The 14,189-nt window shown below is 71.9% G+C and carries 12 protein-coding genes; 9 read left to right on the top strand and 3 right to left on the bottom strand.

What is annotated here, in order from left to right:
* Window positions 1–2 precede the first annotated feature (2 nt).
* The 9 genes from ACFQS9_RS01030 to ACFQS9_RS00990 all read left to right on the top strand — a co-directional run bounded on the left by ACFQS9_RS01030 (window position 3) and on the right by ACFQS9_RS00990 (window position 10,952).
* Complete coding sequence (locus tag ACFQS9_RS01030) at window positions 3–1,106, top strand: glycosyltransferase (RefSeq protein ID WP_378400650.1); 1,104 nt, start codon at window positions 3–5, stop codon at window positions 1,104–1,106.
* Window positions 1,096–2,367 carry a hypothetical protein gene (locus ACFQS9_RS01025; protein WP_378400648.1) on the top strand — a complete coding sequence of 424 codons (1,272 nt, stop codon included), beginning with the start codon at window positions 1,096–1,098 and terminating at the stop codon, window positions 2,365–2,367. Before ACFQS9_RS01030 ends, ACFQS9_RS01025 begins: the two co-directional genes overlap by 11 nt.
* Entirely contained in the window at window positions 2,357–3,568 is a 1,212-nt protein-coding gene (locus tag ACFQS9_RS01020) for a lipase family protein (protein WP_378400645.1), read from the top strand. The genes ACFQS9_RS01025 and ACFQS9_RS01020 overlap by 11 nt, the downstream gene beginning before the upstream one ends.
* A gap of 240 nt (window positions 3,569–3,808) precedes the next feature.
* On the top strand, window positions 3,809–5,389 hold the full coding sequence (locus tag ACFQS9_RS01015; RefSeq protein WP_378400643.1) for a sugar transferase: 1,581 nt from the start codon (window positions 3,809–3,811) through the stop codon (window positions 5,387–5,389).
* 88 nt (window positions 5,390–5,477) lie between these two features.
* Window positions 5,478–5,783, top strand: coding sequence for a hypothetical protein (locus ACFQS9_RS01010; RefSeq protein WP_378400641.1), 306 nt, complete (start codon window positions 5,478–5,480; stop codon window positions 5,781–5,783).
* Window positions 5,783–7,498 carry an alpha/beta hydrolase gene (locus ACFQS9_RS01005; RefSeq protein WP_378400640.1) on the top strand — a complete coding sequence of 572 codons (1,716 nt, stop codon included), beginning with the start codon at window positions 5,783–5,785 and terminating at the stop codon, window positions 7,496–7,498. The genes ACFQS9_RS01010 and ACFQS9_RS01005 overlap by 1 nt, the downstream gene beginning before the upstream one ends.
* On the top strand, window positions 7,495–8,067 hold the full coding sequence (locus ACFQS9_RS01000; protein ID WP_378400638.1) for a hypothetical protein: 573 nt from the start codon (window positions 7,495–7,497) through the stop codon (window positions 8,065–8,067). Before ACFQS9_RS01005 ends, ACFQS9_RS01000 begins: the two co-directional genes overlap by 4 nt.
* A 99-nt stretch (window positions 8,068–8,166) precedes the next feature.
* The gene (locus ACFQS9_RS00995) at window positions 8,167–9,489 is read left to right on the top strand and encodes a UDP-glucose dehydrogenase family protein (protein ID WP_378400637.1); all 1,323 of its coding nucleotides are present in this window, start codon (window positions 8,167–8,169) and stop codon (window positions 9,487–9,489) included.
* A 149-nt stretch (window positions 9,490–9,638) separates the two neighbouring features.
* On the top strand, window positions 9,639–10,952 hold the full coding sequence (locus ACFQS9_RS00990) for a DUF7159 family protein (protein ID WP_378400636.1): 1,314 nt from the start codon (window positions 9,639–9,641) through the stop codon (window positions 10,950–10,952).
* Here ACFQS9_RS00990 and ACFQS9_RS00985 read toward each other — a convergent pair.
* From ACFQS9_RS00985 to bluB, 3 genes are all read right to left on the bottom strand, one after another.
* The gene (locus ACFQS9_RS00985) at window positions 10,949–12,265 is read right to left on the bottom strand and encodes a YibE/F family protein (RefSeq protein ID WP_378400780.1); all 1,317 of its coding nucleotides are present in this window, start codon (window positions 12,263–12,265) and stop codon (window positions 10,949–10,951) included. The two genes, ACFQS9_RS00990 and ACFQS9_RS00985, sit on opposite strands and share 4 nt — an antisense overlap.
* Before the next feature lie 472 nt (window positions 12,266–12,737).
* Complete coding sequence (locus tag ACFQS9_RS00980; protein WP_378400634.1) at window positions 12,738–13,418, bottom strand: helix-turn-helix domain-containing protein; 681 nt, start codon at window positions 13,416–13,418, stop codon at window positions 12,738–12,740.
* Window positions 13,419–13,500: 82 nt separating this feature from the next.
* Window positions 13,501–14,130, bottom strand: coding sequence for a 5,6-dimethylbenzimidazole synthase (bluB, locus tag ACFQS9_RS00975; protein WP_378400632.1), 630 nt, complete (start codon window positions 14,128–14,130; stop codon window positions 13,501–13,503).
* Window positions 14,131–14,189 lie beyond the last annotated feature (59 nt).

Below are 14,189 nucleotides of genomic sequence, written 5' to 3'. Positions count from 1 at the left end.
GCGTGGGTAGACGCATTGCGATCGTGCACGAGCGGTTGACCGAGATCGCCGGTTCGGAGCACGTGGTCGAGCAGTTGTCGGTGCAGTGGCCCGACGCTGAGGTGCACGCGACCATCGCCCGGCCGGAGGGCATCCCCGCCGGGTTGTCCGGCGCGCCGCGGACGACCTGGCTCGACGCCGGGTACCGGTTGCTCGGCAGGCGTTCGTACGCGCCGTTGATGCCGTTGATGCCGTTGGCCTTCCGCGGGATGAAGCTGGGCAGCGCGGATGTGGTCGTCGCCAGCCACCACGCGTTCGCGACGCAGGCCGCGTTCGCCACCGATGCGCCGGTCGTCGCCTATGTGCACAGCCCAGCACGGTGGGCGTGGGACCCCTCGCTCCGCCAGGGCGAGGCGGACGGCATGCTCGGCCGCGCCGCGCTGACCGCGCTGTCCTCGGTCGCCCGGCGGGGTGAGTCGGCGGCCGCACCCCGGTTGGCCGGGGTGGTGGCGAACTCCGCGGCGGTGGCCGAGCGGATCGAGAAGTGGTGGGGCGCCGACGCGGTCGTGGTGCACCCGCCGGTCGACACCGCGGGCTTCACGCCGGACCCGACGGTCGAGCGAGAGGACTTCTTCCTGCTGGCGGGCCGGCTGGTGCCGTACAAGCGGCCCGACCTGGCCGTGCGGGCGGCGCGCCGGGCCGGCGTGCGACTGGTCGTCGTCGGCGACGGCCGTGCGATGGAGCAGTGCCGCGCCCTGGCCGGGCCCGAGACGACCTTCCTGGGGCGGGTGCCGCACGCGCAGCTGCTCGATCTGCATCGCCGGTCCCGCGCGCTCGTGATGCCCGGCCTCGAGGACTTCGGGATCGTGCCCGTCGAGGCGATGGCCTGCGGCACCCCGGTCCTCGCGCTCGGAGCCGGTGGGGCCCTGGACACGGTGGTGCCCGGGGTGACGGGCGAGCTCGTCTCCGGCCGTGGCGACGAGGAGCTCGTCGCGGGGTTCGCGGCCGCGATGCGCGACTTCGACAGCGGCGGTTACGACCGTGACCGGATCCGGGGCTGGGCGGAGACCTTCTCCCGCACGGCGTTCCGGGACAAGATGCAGGCGGTGGTGGACGGTGTCCGGTAGCAGCCGCCGGTACCGGCCGACCGCCCTCGACCGCGCGCTCGCCGGTTCGCGGGTGGTGTCGGTGATCGGGCCGGTTCGCGACCTGAGGGCGGAGGACGTCCGCGCGGCGCTGAGCCGGCTGGTGCACACCGCACCGGACGGCCGGGTCGCCCTGAACCCGGACCCGAACGCCGCCGAATGGGAGTACCGCCCCGACCTCGTCGAGCACGCGGTCGCCGAGGTCGCGCCGGTGGGGCCCGACGGCATCGCCGGGCTGCTGACCGAGGTGCGCAATCGACCGGGCCCGCGGCTGCCGGTCGAGATCACGGTGAGCGGCGACTACATCGTGGTGGACGTCTCGCACGCGCTGGGCGACGGGCTGCTCATCGTGCTGATCCTCACCGCCCTCGCCAACGGCCCGGACACCGGGGGGATGGACGCGTTGGCGGCCCGGGCGCTGCCCGCGGACGGCCTGCGGTCGGGCCTGTGGCGGCACTTCCGCGCCGACCCGCGCCGCCTCCGGCAGGTGCTCCGGCTGCGGGCGAGGCACCGCGCGCTCGACGGCACGCCCGAGGAGCCGATCGAGCTGGGCGAGTGGGAGTCGACCAAGCGTGCGGTGATCTCCCGGATGCCGGGCGAGCAGATCGCGGCGCTGCGGGCGTGGGGCAAGGAGCACGAGCCCGGCGCGACCACCGCGTCGCTCTCGGCCGCCCTGTACGCGACCGCGTTGCGGGACGAGGGCATCGAATGTGACGACCGGATGTTCGTCCTGATGGACTGCCGCCGCTACCTGCCGGAGCAGCAGCGACTGCGGAACGGCAACTTCGCGGTCGGGATCTCGCTGCGCTTCGACGCGCGGCCGCAGCCCCGCGCGATCGCCGAGGCGGTGCGCGAGGTCACCGAGTCGGGGTGGCCGATCGCCGCCATGGGCATCGGCGAGGTGAAGTCGGCGCTACGCAGGCCGCGGTCCGCGGCCGGGGCCCCCGTGGTGACGGCGCAGCGCCGGGTCCGGCTGGCGGTCAGCGACATGGGTCGTCCCGCGGCGTTGGAGGCGGTGCGGTGGAGCGACGACGGCCGGCCCCCGGTGGTGATCCCGTACATCGATCCGGACGGGCCCGACGCGATGACACTGTGCGTGCTCGAGGTGGGCGGCGGCCGGGTGGTCTCGGCGTCCTTCCACGACAGCGTGATCGACAGGGGCCGGGTCCAGGCCGCGCTCGACCGGGCCAGTGCCGACCCGGTCGCGGTGTTGTCAGGGGCGGGGCGCGCCGATGCGGGGTGAGCGCAGGCGGTCGACCGGCAGGCGGCGGGCGTTCGCCGCAGTCCTGGTGGGGGCGTTGGCCCTGGCGATGACCGCGTGTGGATCGGACCGGCCGACACCGGAACCCGACGGCGGAACGGAGGTGCCTGCCGGCGCCGCACCCGGCGATCTGCTCGGCACGCCGACCGCGTTCGAGGGCTATCAGTCGGTGTACGCCAGCACGGGCACCGCGCTCAAGGTCCGGTACCGATCCACCTCCGGCATCGACGATTCGCCGACCGTCGTCTCCGGAATAGTCTTCGCGCCCAAGGGAAATCCCCCTCCCGGCGGCTGGCCGATCGTCTCGATCGGCCACTCGACCACCGGCGTCACCGGCGACTGCGCGCCGTCCGCCTATCCGGATCTGCTCGGCAGCCTCCCGACGGTCTTGTCCGGCATCGAGCGCGGATTCGTGGTGGCGATGACCGACTACCAGGGCCTCGGCAGTCCCGGACAGCATCCCTACCTCGAACCGCGCACCGCGGGATACAACGTGATCGACGCGGTGCGTGCCGCGCGCCAGGCGATCCCCGGCACCTCCGACCGGTGGGCGGCGTTCGGCTACTCCCAGGGTGGGCAGGCGACCTGGGCGGCAAACGAACTGGCGCCCGCCTACGGGCGCGGCCTGCAGTTCGTCGGTTCCGTGAGCATGGCCCCGCCGACCGACATCTCGGGACTCGTCCGGTCGATGGAGGAGGGCACGATCACCGTCGAGCAGATGATGGTGCTCCCGCTGCTGCTGCGTGGCCTGCAGGTCGCGCACCCGGACCTCGAGATCGACGACTACCTGCACGGCGAGATGGCGAAGCAGCAGGAGGTGTTCCTCGCCTGCACGGGGTCGCGGGACGGGGTGAAGCGGGCGATCGCGTCCTCGGCGCCGGTCTCCGACGTCAAGCCCTCGACGCCACAGGCGGCGGCGCTGCTGCGGCGGCTGCTGTCGGAGTCGGCACTCCCGGAGCGCGGCGCCAGCGCACCGATGTTCGTCGCCTACGGCGATGTCGATCAGCTGGTTCTCCCGATGTGGACCGAGGCGAGCGTGGAACGCGCGTGCGAGGCGGGCGACACGGTGGAATCGCTGATCAGGGAGGGCGAGGGGCACGAGAACCTCGATGCCTCCGGCCCCGCGGTCGACTGGGTGCTGGATCGGTTCGCCGGCCGAAAAGCCCCCGACACCTGCAAGTGAGCAAGCGCACAGCCGTCGTGATGCACCGCACACCGTGTCTGCAGTACGGGTGTCCAGATCCTCTGCGAAGATCAGCGCACCATCGCGCTGCGGTAACGAGGGTGACCGCAGCGTAATGAAAGTTGATCATTCCGCGACATCCACTGTGGGTGGTCGCGATGGAGGGCGTGTGGGGGCGCTGCCGACGCAGCCGGCGCCGCCGAAACGTCATCGGAATCTGTCATCGTGGGGGAGCGAATTGTGGGTGCCACCGGAGTGGGTCTGCCGGGCGCGGCGCGGCGCAGCCATGCCGACGCGCCGCCCGATCGTGAATCGACGGCGGGTCCGGTTCGCCCCCAACCCGTTCGGCGCGGGGTCCTCACGGGTCACATCCGCAGGCTGAAGTCCGCGGACGCCGTGGTGATCGCGGGGGCCGTCGGCCTTGCGCAGCTCGTGCGGTTCGGGGATCAGAGCTGGGACAGCGCCTTCGGCAGCTCCGTGGTCGTGTACACCGGGGCCTCGCTCGGCATCGCCGCCCTCTGGTGGATGTGCCTGAGCCTCGAGCACGCGCACGAACCGCAGATCCTGGGCCGCGGCCTGGAGGAGTACCGACGGGTCGCGTTGGCCACGGTGAAGCTGTTCGGGGCGATCGCCGTCCTCTCGACGCTGTTCGGTGTCACCGTCGCGCGCGGGTACCTCGCGATCGCGCTTCCGGTGGGGCTGATCGGCCTGATCGTCGGCCGGTGGACCGCACGCCGGTACCTCGCGCGCCGCCGCCGCGCGGGCGACCTGATCACGAGGGTGCTCGTCCTCGGCGGCGGGTCGTCCGCGATCGCGATGATGGAATCGTTCGCGCGCGCACCGGAATCCGGGTACCGGGTGGTCGGCGCCTGCATCCCGGAATTCCGGGGCGAGGCGACTGTGTCGATGGATCGCGGCGTGCCGCTTCGCTGCCGCGCGAACCCGACGATCGCCGTCGGGGAACACGAGGTCCCGATCCTCGGCGACGAGAACCGGGTGCTCGACGCGATCGATCTCTGCGCGGCCGACACTGTCGCCGTGACCGCCACGGACCAGATCGGGCACGACCGGATGCGCGACCTCGGGTGGGCGCTGCACGAGCGGGACATCGACTTGATCGTCGCGCCGCTGGTGACCGACTTCGCGGGTCCGCGGATCAGGATCCAGCCGACGGCGGGCATGCCGCTGATGCACGTCGACGAGCCGCGGTACGAGGGTGCCAGCAGGTTCGGCAAGACGGTCTTCGATCGCGTGGGCGCGATCGCCGCGGTGCTGTCGGTGCTCCCGGTGTTGCTGGTCGTCGCGGCCCTGATCAAGTGCGGCGACGGTGGCCCGGTCTTCTACCGGCAGACCAGGGTCGGCCAGGACGGCCGCGAGTTCCGGATGTGGAAATTCCGGACCATGGTCACCGACGCGGACCAGCTGCTCGCCGCGGTCAAGGCCGAGACCGAGGACGGCGACGGCGCCTTCTTCAAGGCGAGGCATGATCCGCGCATCACGCCGATCGGGCGATTGCTGCGGTCCACGAGTATCGACGAGCTCCCGCAGCTGTTCAACGTCGTGACAGGCGACATGAGCCTGGTCGGCCCGCGTCCGCTGCAGCGCGGCGAGGGTGCCGAGTTCGACGGCTTCGTCGAGCGGCGAATGGTGGTGCGGCCGGGCATGACCGGGCTCTGGCAGGTGTCGGGACGCTCGAGCCTGTCCGAGGACGAGCGGGTTCGGCTGGACCTGTCCTACGTCGAGAACTGGTCGATGCTGCAGGACCTGCTGATCATCGCCAAGACGATCCGCGCGGTGACCGCCCGCGACGGCGCGTACTGACCCGACCCACCTCCGTCTGATGCGCCGTGGGCGCGGCGCCCGCTGCGCTAGGGTGCTGGCAGTCGACGACGGATTGCTGGGGGGCACCATGACGTCAGGGGAGATGGCGGTCGACACCGCCGCATTGACACAGCTCGCGGGGATGCTGGAGTCGTCCGCCGGGGCCATCGAGAAGATCGACACCGCGGGTTCGTTCCGTGGGGCGGCCGAGGGACTCGCCGGGTCCGCCACGGCCGTGGCCTGCGCCGCCGGGGCGGATCGAATCGCGGACGGCGTACGCGCGGTCGGGTCGGGGGTCCGGGCGATGTCACAGATCGCGGCCACCAACGCCGCTCGATACGACGACGCCGAGGCCAGGAACCGAGGTCTGCTCGCCCCGGCCGGGGGTGCCTGATGCGTCCGACGATCACGCAGGTGCGGAGCTGGGATCCCGACTGCCTGAACTGTTCTGCGGACGAGCTCGCCCGAGCCACCGCGGAGCTGGACGCGCAGATCGACCTCGTCGTCCGCGGGGTGGACGGCGTCCTCGACTCCTGGCGCGGGGACGCGGCGCGACAGGCCTGGGATCGCGCGATCGAGGAACGGTCCGCGGGCAACAGGGTCGCGATGGCCTTGCTCGAGGTCGCCTCGTCGATGCGGCGGGGCGCGGCCACGATCGAATCGGCCAGGTCGCATGCCATCTCGATGATCGACGGTGCGCTCGTCGATGGTTTCGGCGTGTCCGACGACGGCACCGTGACCGCGCCGACCGCCGGGGCGGGGCTGATCGTCGCGGCGGGTGGCGACACCGATCTCGCGCAGCGGGCGCTCGACGCCCGGGCCCGCGAGCTGGCCGGTGACATCGCCCGCGCGCTGGACGAGGTCGCGCTCGCCGACAGCCGCACCGCGGCGGCGCTGACCGACTGCTTCGCCGAACTCGATCGGGCACGCGACGCGCCCGGGCCGGGCCCGCGGATCCAGGACATCATCGACGGCAGATCCGGCCTGCCGACCGGCGCGGCGGAGCTCAACGAGTTCTGGACGGGCCTGACCGCCGACGAGAAGGACGCGCTCTTCGCGCACGACCCGGAGATCGGGAACCGCGACGGCATCCCGGCCGCCGACAAGGATCACTACAACCGGATGCACCTCGAAGCCCTGCAGACGCGGGCGGCCGCGTCGCTGGACGCGGTGGACGCGCGGCATCCCGATTGGGCCCGGGGCGAGAACGTGCCCGACCAGCCGGCGTCCAACTCCCGCGACGAGAGGGCATGGAAGGCCTGGGCCCAGTACAGCGCGTGGACGGGTGAGCGCGACCCGCTCCGGGCGAAGGTCGACGAATACGACGCCGTGAGCCGCGCCGCGAACTCGGGGCAGGCGCCGCCGCGGTTCCTCCTGGGCATCGACGGCGCCGGGCGGGCGGCGGTCTCGCTCGGCAACCCCGACCTGGCCGACAACGTCGCCACGTTCGTCCCGGGCACCGGCTCGCACCTCGGTGGCATCGGTGGCGACGTCGACCGGTCCGCGCGGATGCTCGACGCCGCGAACCGTGCCGATCCCCTCGCTACGACCTCGGTCGTCACCTGGTACGGCTACAACGCCCCGCAGAGCATTCCCGAGGCCGGGCTCGACGGATTCGCCGAGCGGGGCGCGCCGCGGTTGGACGGCTTCCAGGACGGCCTGCGCGCCGCGCACCAGGGACAGGCCGCCCACCAGGTGATCATCGGCCACAGCTACGGGAGCACCGTCATCGGAACGGCCGCGATCGGCGGCGGATCGCTGGATGTCGACGAGCTGGTCTTCGTGGGGAGCCCCGGGGTCAATGCCGAGCACGTCTCGGAACTGCACCTCGACGGCGTCAGCGCGGGCGACGTCGGCCGGCACGTGTACTCGACCGCGGCCCGCTGGGATCCGGTGCCCTACATCGGGGACATGACCCTGGCAGGCAGGCACGTGCACGGACTCGACCCGACCGATCCGGACTTCGGCGGCCGGGTGTTCGCCAGCAACCCGGGGGATCCGGGCCCCCTCCTCGGAACCGATCCCGGCGTCCACAGCGAGTACTGGGACCTGCGCAACCCGTCACTGGAGGGCATGGGGCAGATCATCGCCGGGGTGGGAGCGTCGTGAGGCCCGGGATCGCCGCGAGAAGCGGCGTTGCGAGGGCACTGGCGGCGAGCCTCGTCGGCGTCGTCGCCCTGCTCGGCGCCGCCTGCAGCTCAGACGAGGAGACGAACGTGGACACCGGGCTGACCGAGAACGCCGCCTCCGCGGCGCTGATCGGGTACTTCGACGAGACGCTGGCCGCGCTTCCCGAGGGTGCCCGGCTGACCCTGGCGCATCCCAGTTCGCCGGTCGGCGCGTTCAACCCGGGTGGGGTCACGCCCTGCGACGACAACGACACCGAGGCCACCGGCCCCGTGTTCCTCACCCTGAACTACTGGGTGAGCGGGATCGCGGAGACCGGCGCCGCCGAGAACCTGGACGCGATCGCCGCGTACTGGGAGGACCGCGACCGGCCGCTGACCCGGCGGACGTCGGGGGAGGGGCGGACGGCGGTCGTGACCATGCCCGACGGGTACGCGATCGTCGCCCACGACAACGGTCGCGGCAGCCTGTCGGTCTCCGGTACCTCCGCGTGCTTCCCCCGCGGTGCCGCGGGTGTCACCGGGCAGCCGGACGTCATCGAGCGCCCCTGATCGCAGCCCGTTCGGTCGTCGCCGGATGTACACCTGCTGTTGCCGCGACACTTGCGCCGGGTATCCGTTGCGCTCACCCTGGGCGCCTATCAACTACCTATGCGCTGCACCGTTTTCGGAACCGGCTATCTCGGAGCCACGCACGCCGCCTGCATGGCCGAGTTGGGACACGAGGTGCTCGGGGTCGACATCGACCCGGGCAAGGTGGCCAAGCTCTCCGGGGGTGAGGTGCCGTTCTACGAACCGGGCCTCGCGCAGGTCCTGGAGCGCAACATCGCAGCCGGCCGGCTGCACTTCACCACCTCGTACCCCGACGCCGCCGCCTTCGCGGACCTGCACTTCCTGGGGGTGGGGACACCGCAGAAGAAGGGCGAGTACGGCGCCGACCTTCGGCACGTGCACTCGGTGATCGACACCCTCGCCCCGCTGCTGGACCGGCCCGCGGTGATCGTGGGCAAATCGACGGTGCCGGTCGGCACCGCGGCCGAGCTGGGGGCGCGGGCCCGCGAGCTCGCGCCCGCCGCCGACGATGTCGAGGTCGCGTGGAACCCCGAGTTCCTGCGGGAGGGCTTCGCCGTCGAGGACACCCTGCGCCCCGACCGCCTGGTGCTCGGGATCGACCCGCAGCGTCCCGGCCGCGCCGAGGAACTGCTGCGCGAGCTGTACGCGACGCTGATCGACGACGACGTGCCGTTCCTGCTCACCGACCTGCCGACCGCGGAGCTGGTGAAGGTGTCCGCGAACGCCTTCCTCGCGACCAAGATCTCGTTCATCAACGCGATCTCCGAGGTGTGCGAGGCGACCGGCGCGGACGTCACACAGCTCGCCGACGCGCTCGGCTACGACGCCCGGATCGGACGCCGGTTCCTCAATGCGGGACTGGGCTTCGGCGGCGGCTGCCTGCCGAAGGACATCAGGGCGTTCATGGCGCGGGCGGGCGAGCTCGGCGCCGATCAGGCGCTGACCTTCCTGCGGGAGGTGGACAGCATCAACATGCGCCGCCGGACCAAGATGGTCGAGCTCGCCACCAGGGCCTGCGGTGGTTCACTGCTCGGCGCGAACATCGCGGTCCTCGGCGCCGCGTTCAAGCCCGAGTCCGACGACGTCCGGGACTCGCCCGCGCTGAACGTCGCTGGGATGATGCAGCTGCACGGCGCGGTGGTCAGCGTGTTCGACCCGAAGGCGCTCGACAATTCCCGGCGCTTGTTTCCCACGCTGAACTACGCGACCTCGGTCGCGGAGGCATGCGACAACGCCGACGCGGTGCTCGTGGCCACCGAATGGGACGAGTTCAAGGCGCTGCGCCCCGGGGATCTGGCGGCGACGGTTCGCTCGAAGGTGCTCATCGACGGCCGCAACTGTCTCGATCCCGCTGAGTGGGCCGCCGCGGGATGGACCTACCGAGGGCTCGGCCGCAGCTGAGGGCGGTGAGCTGGACAATCGGCCAGGTCGGCGTCCCCGGCGATCACCGCGTGGAGGTAGCCCCCTGTCGCTCGTTCGTTATGCTCACCTCGTCCAAGTGCGCGCGATTCGAGCGTCGGCAGCGTGCAAACCCGATTTAAGGCGGCTCGATGAGTGCGGTTCTGGGTGTGTCGGTGGGGTCCAGTGCCGTCCGGATGGCGCGTCCCGACGCCGCCTCCCGCCGCGGACCCGGCGGGGTCGAGGCCTTCCAGCGGCAGGTCATCGCCACCGCCCCGCACCGGGCCGAGGAGACCGCCGCGCAGGCCGTCGGCGTCCTGCTCGCGCAGGACGAGGAGTCCGTCGGCGCGATCGGGGTGGCGTACGCCACGCAGCGTCAGGCCGACGTGCTGCAGCAGGCGATGGCCCGCCAGCGCCTGCACAACTACCAGCTGATCCCCGCGAGCACGGCCGCGATCGTGCGGTTGGAGGCCACCGGGGAGCTGCAGGACCACCGGACGCTGGTCCTCTACGACCTGGGCAGCTCCGGCCTGACCGTCAGCGTTGTCGACCGGGACTCGGGGGAGGTGCTGGCCACCGAGCGCAGCACCGAGATCGCGGGTGACTACTTCGACTGGCTGATCAGCGAACACCAGGCCGGCGCGCAGGGCGTCGTCTCGCCGGTGGGTGCGGACGAGGCCGCCGCCTTCAACGAGCGGTGCCGCTTCGCCAAGGAGCAGCTCTCCGCCGGTGAGGCGATCGCCGTGCCGAGCGATGCCGGGTTGATCCTGCTCTCCCGGGAGACCTTCGAATCGATGATCGTGGTGCCCGTCGAGGGCTCGGCGCGGTTCGCGCGCGGGGTGATCGCCGCGTCCGGCCGTCGTCCCGACGCGGTGGTCCTGCTCGGTGGCGGCGCGCACATCCCCCTCGTGCAGTCCATCCTGCGCACGTGGCTGAACCTGCCGATGGTGGTACCGGCCGAGCCGGAGATGGTGACGGCGCAGGGCGCGGCCATACTGGCGACACCGGTCTCGGTGCCCGAACCGGCGCCGTCGGTATCGCCGTTCGCTGCGACCCCCGACTTCCAACGCCAACCGGCGGCCTCGAAGCGGCACCTGTCGGCGGCGGGCATCGCGGCGGGTGCGCTCGCGGCGATCGCGGCCATCGGTGTCGGGCTGGGCGGGACCGTCGGCGGCGATTCGAGCGGTGAGGGCCGGGCCACCCCGGCGCCCTCCGACAATGGCCCGTCGACGGCGGTGGCGCCGCCTGCCGCGGCCGTCGTCCCCGGCACGGTGCCGACGCCCACCCCCGCGCCCGAGGAGCCGCCCCAGCGGCGGCCGGTCGTGCGCGAGTACGACGAGGGCCCGACCCCGCCGGCACCGCCGCCGGGGCCACGACCGATCACCCTCCCCATGCCCGCGCCGTTTCCGCCGATCGAGCTGCCGCCGTTGCCGCCGGGGATCGAGCTGCCGGGCGTCCCGCGCTAGCGCGCGTGCCGTCCGCCGCGGGAGGCGGTGCCCGCCGCGGCGAGGCCGGTGCTGTTACCGATCGGCCGGGCGAGCATCACCGCGATCGCGGTGGTGAGCGGGACGGACAGGGCGAGGGCGATGCCGCCGACCGCGGAGCGCACGATCTCGATCGCCACCGCGTCCCCGAGCAGCACGTCGTTGATCGAGCGGCCCGCCACGCTGAAGAGCAGCAGTAGCGGCAGCGCGCCGCCCGCATAGGCGAGCACCAGGGTGTAGACGGTGCTGGCGATGTGGTCGCGGCCCACCCGCATCGCGGAGCCGAAGATCTGGCGGCGGTTGGCCTCGCGGTCGAGGTCCGCGAGTTCGAAGGCGGCCGAGGCCTGGGTGATGGTGACGTCGTTGAGCACACCGAGCGAGCCGATGATGAACCCGGCCAGCAGCAGGCCGGTGATGCTCACGTGCTCGATGTAGGTCTGCACGTTGGTGTTCTGTTCCTCGGACAGGCCCGTCAGGTGCGTCATCTCGATCGTGATCCAGGACAACAGCGCGGCCAGCAGCATCGACGCCAGCGTGCCGAGCAGCGCCGAACTGGTCCGCAGGCTGACCCCGTGCGCCAGGTACAACACCGCGTAGAGGATGGTGGCCCCGCCGACGAGTGCGACGGGGATCGCGGGTTGGCCGTCGAGCAGGGCGGGCAGCATGAACCCGACGAGCACGCCGAAGGCGACGAGGAGCCCGAGTAGGGCACGCACGCCCCGCCAGCGGGCGACCACGGCGATGACGACCACGAACGCCGCGACGATCAGCAGCAGCGGCAGGCCGCGCGAGAAGTCCTCGAACGAGTACACGGTGGCGCCGGACGGATCGGTCTGTCGCACGAGCCGAATGTCATCGCCGACACGCAGATCGGGCTGCCCGGGGCCGGGGCCGACCTCGAGCAGCGTCGTGGTGCCCTCGTTCGGCCCGGATTCGATGTCGATGAGGCTGCGCTGGCAGTCGTAGGAGTCGTTCGGGGGAGGCTGCGGTGCCCCCGTGAACGGCTTACCGGCGGAGGCGCTTCCGCAGGGCCCGATGTCCTGCAGTGTGACAGTGCCCGCCTCGGTGACGACGGCGCCGCCGCCGGAGGTCTGGAAGGGCAGCGGGATGTCGATGCTGCGGCTGCTCGGCCACAGGATGGCCGCGCCGGCGAGCACCGCGATGCCGATCGCGACGAGCAGTCCGACGACCACCCGGGCCGCGACGGGGCCGACCGGGACCGGCCCGCCGTGCCCGTGTCCATGTCCATGTCCATGTCCGTGTCCATGTCCGTGGCTGTTGCGCGCCTCCGTCATGTCGGCCCGCTTGCCCGGATTGCGGCCACGCGGCCCTGTCGACACATCCGGCCAGGGTACCGATCTCGTACCGACGGGAGTCGAGCCGCCGTGCCCGCGGGCGTCCGGGTGCCGAACAGCGCCCGATCATTGCCTCCGTGTGGCTTTTTTGTGGCTTTGTGTGCTTCAATTGTGCCGCTGCACGCGATGTGGAGGCGCCGACGGTCACGCGGGGAGGCTTGCTGCGGTGGGGGAGGCCGGTGCGCGAGCCGTCAGCGCAGATCGGGGAAGTTTTTGCAGCGGTGGCGGGGAACAGGGGGGTGTGTCCCCGCCACCGACCCGATTGCCCACAGGGGGGGGAGGGGCAATCGGGCTTGCTGGACACACAAGGTGTCTGTGGAGAATGTACATGGCCCCGATCGCGATGTCATCGCGGGGGGTAGTCAGCCGTCCAGTTCGCCGCCGGAGGCAATGGGCTGTTCGTCCTGGCGGGTCACGCGTCAGCTCGTCGTCGTGCCTGCCACCGCCGGCGGAACCTCGACTCGAGGTCGCTGCTCGCGTCGACCGGCCGGCCCGCCAGCCACCTGCGGTAGAGGCGCTCCTCCGCGTCGGAGGGATCGTCGCCGACGGGTTCGTCGAGATGATGGCCGAAGGCGAACTCGATCAGGGCGGGCACCGGGACCCCCGGCCCGCCGTTGCGTTCGAGCAGGTCGGTGACGTACACCCCCGTGAGCCGGGAGATGGCCGAATTGAGCGCGTCGGTGGCCTTGTCGAACTCGTCCTTCGAGACCTCGGACCAGCGGTCCCGAAACGAGTTGAGGGTGCCGTGCGGTGCCATCAGGTCGGCGATCACCTCGACGGGCACCGCGACGTAATCGGGCCCGAACCCGGTGGCGCCGCGTGGCCCGTCCGTGGCGCGTCCGGGCTCGCCCTCGAGCGGGTCGGGGACGCCGCCCAGCAGGGTCCGGGCCGCGCTCCCGGGGGCCCAGTTCAGTCCGGTGTCGAGCCGCCGGAGGGTGCGCTGGCTCGGCTCGGGGCCGGTGCCGTTCTCGGCCCGGGTCTGCGCCGCGTCGGACGGGCCCCCGGCGGCCCGGACCTCGTCCTGGGTCAGGTTCAGGGCGCGGCGGCGTTCCGTCACGAACCTGCCGAAGCGTGCCCGGCTCTCGGAGACCATGGCTCGACCTTATGTTGTCTGGGTCACCCAACCAACAACGAGGCCATGGGTTTGTCGCTTGTTTGTGGCTAGTGAGCGTGGCTCAGAAACTCTCCCGGTGCACGGCCTCGTCGAGCGGCCTGCCGTCACGCCAGCCGAAGCGGACCAGGTCGGGCGTCTCCTGGAATTCCGACACCGGCCCGACGCAGAGCCAGGCGATGGGGCGCACCGGGGAGGGGATCCGCACCAGGTCTGTGAGGAAGTCCTCCTCGTAGAACGAGACCCAGCCGACACCGATGCCCTCCGCGACGGCGGCCAGCCAGATGTTCTGGATCGCGAGCACCGCGGAGAACACGCCTGTGTCCTCGACGGTGTGCCTGCCGAGCACGTTGGCGCCACCGCGACCGGGGTCGTAGGTGACCACGACGCCGGTACCGGACTCCTGGATGCCCTCGATCTTGATCGGGTCGAAGGTCGCGCGGCGCTCCGGCGGCAGCGAATCGGCGAAGTTACGCCTGCAGACCGCGACGTGCTCGGCGAAGGTGTCGAGCGTCTCGGGTTTCTGCACGACGACGAAGTCCCAGGGTTGGGTGTTGCCGACGCTGGGCGCGCAGTGTCCGGCCTGCAGGATCCGGGTCAGCCGCTCCTCCGAGATCCGCTCGCCGGTGAACTCCGCGCGCACGTCGCGGCGCATCCGGATGGCGTCATAGACAGAGAGCGGTTCGCCGGTCATGTCGACGGTCCTGCCGGGATGATCCGAGGTGCGTACACCCCTGCCACGGTAGTCGATCG

The organism is Rhodococcus daqingensis (genome assembly GCF_042665615.1).
Taxonomy (GTDB): Bacteria; Actinomycetota; Actinomycetes; order Mycobacteriales; family Mycobacteriaceae; genus Rhodococcus_G; species Rhodococcus_G daqingensis.
Note: the sequence above shows the minus strand (reverse complement) of the source record. Positions and strands in the feature narration are given on the sequence as shown.

Excerpts from the sequence above, each read along its gene's own strand:
- bluB (WP_378400632.1), bottom strand. The coding sequence starts at position 14,130 with ATGACCGGCGAACCGCTCTCTGTCTATGACGCCATCCGGATGCGCCGC.
- ACFQS9_RS00980 (WP_378400634.1), bottom strand. The coding sequence starts at position 13,418 with ATGGTCTCCGAGAGCCGGGCACGCTTCGGCAGGTTCGTGACGGAACGC.
- ACFQS9_RS01005 (WP_378400640.1), top strand. The coding sequence starts at position 5,783 with ATGCGTCCGACGATCACGCAGGTGCGGAGCTGGGATCCCGACTGCCTG.
- ACFQS9_RS01010 (WP_378400641.1), top strand. The coding sequence starts at position 5,478 with ATGACGTCAGGGGAGATGGCGGTCGACACCGCCGCATTGACACAGCTC.
- ACFQS9_RS01020 (WP_378400645.1), top strand. The coding sequence starts at position 2,357 with ATGCGGGGTGAGCGCAGGCGGTCGACCGGCAGGCGGCGGGCGTTCGCC.
- ACFQS9_RS00990 (WP_378400636.1), top strand. The coding sequence starts at position 9,639 with ATGAGTGCGGTTCTGGGTGTGTCGGTGGGGTCCAGTGCCGTCCGGATG.
- ACFQS9_RS00995 (WP_378400637.1), top strand. The coding sequence starts at position 8,167 with ATGCGCTGCACCGTTTTCGGAACCGGCTATCTCGGAGCCACGCACGCC.
- ACFQS9_RS00985 (WP_378400780.1), bottom strand. The coding sequence starts at position 12,265 with ATGACGGAGGCGCGCAACAGCCACGGACATGGACACGGACATGGACAT.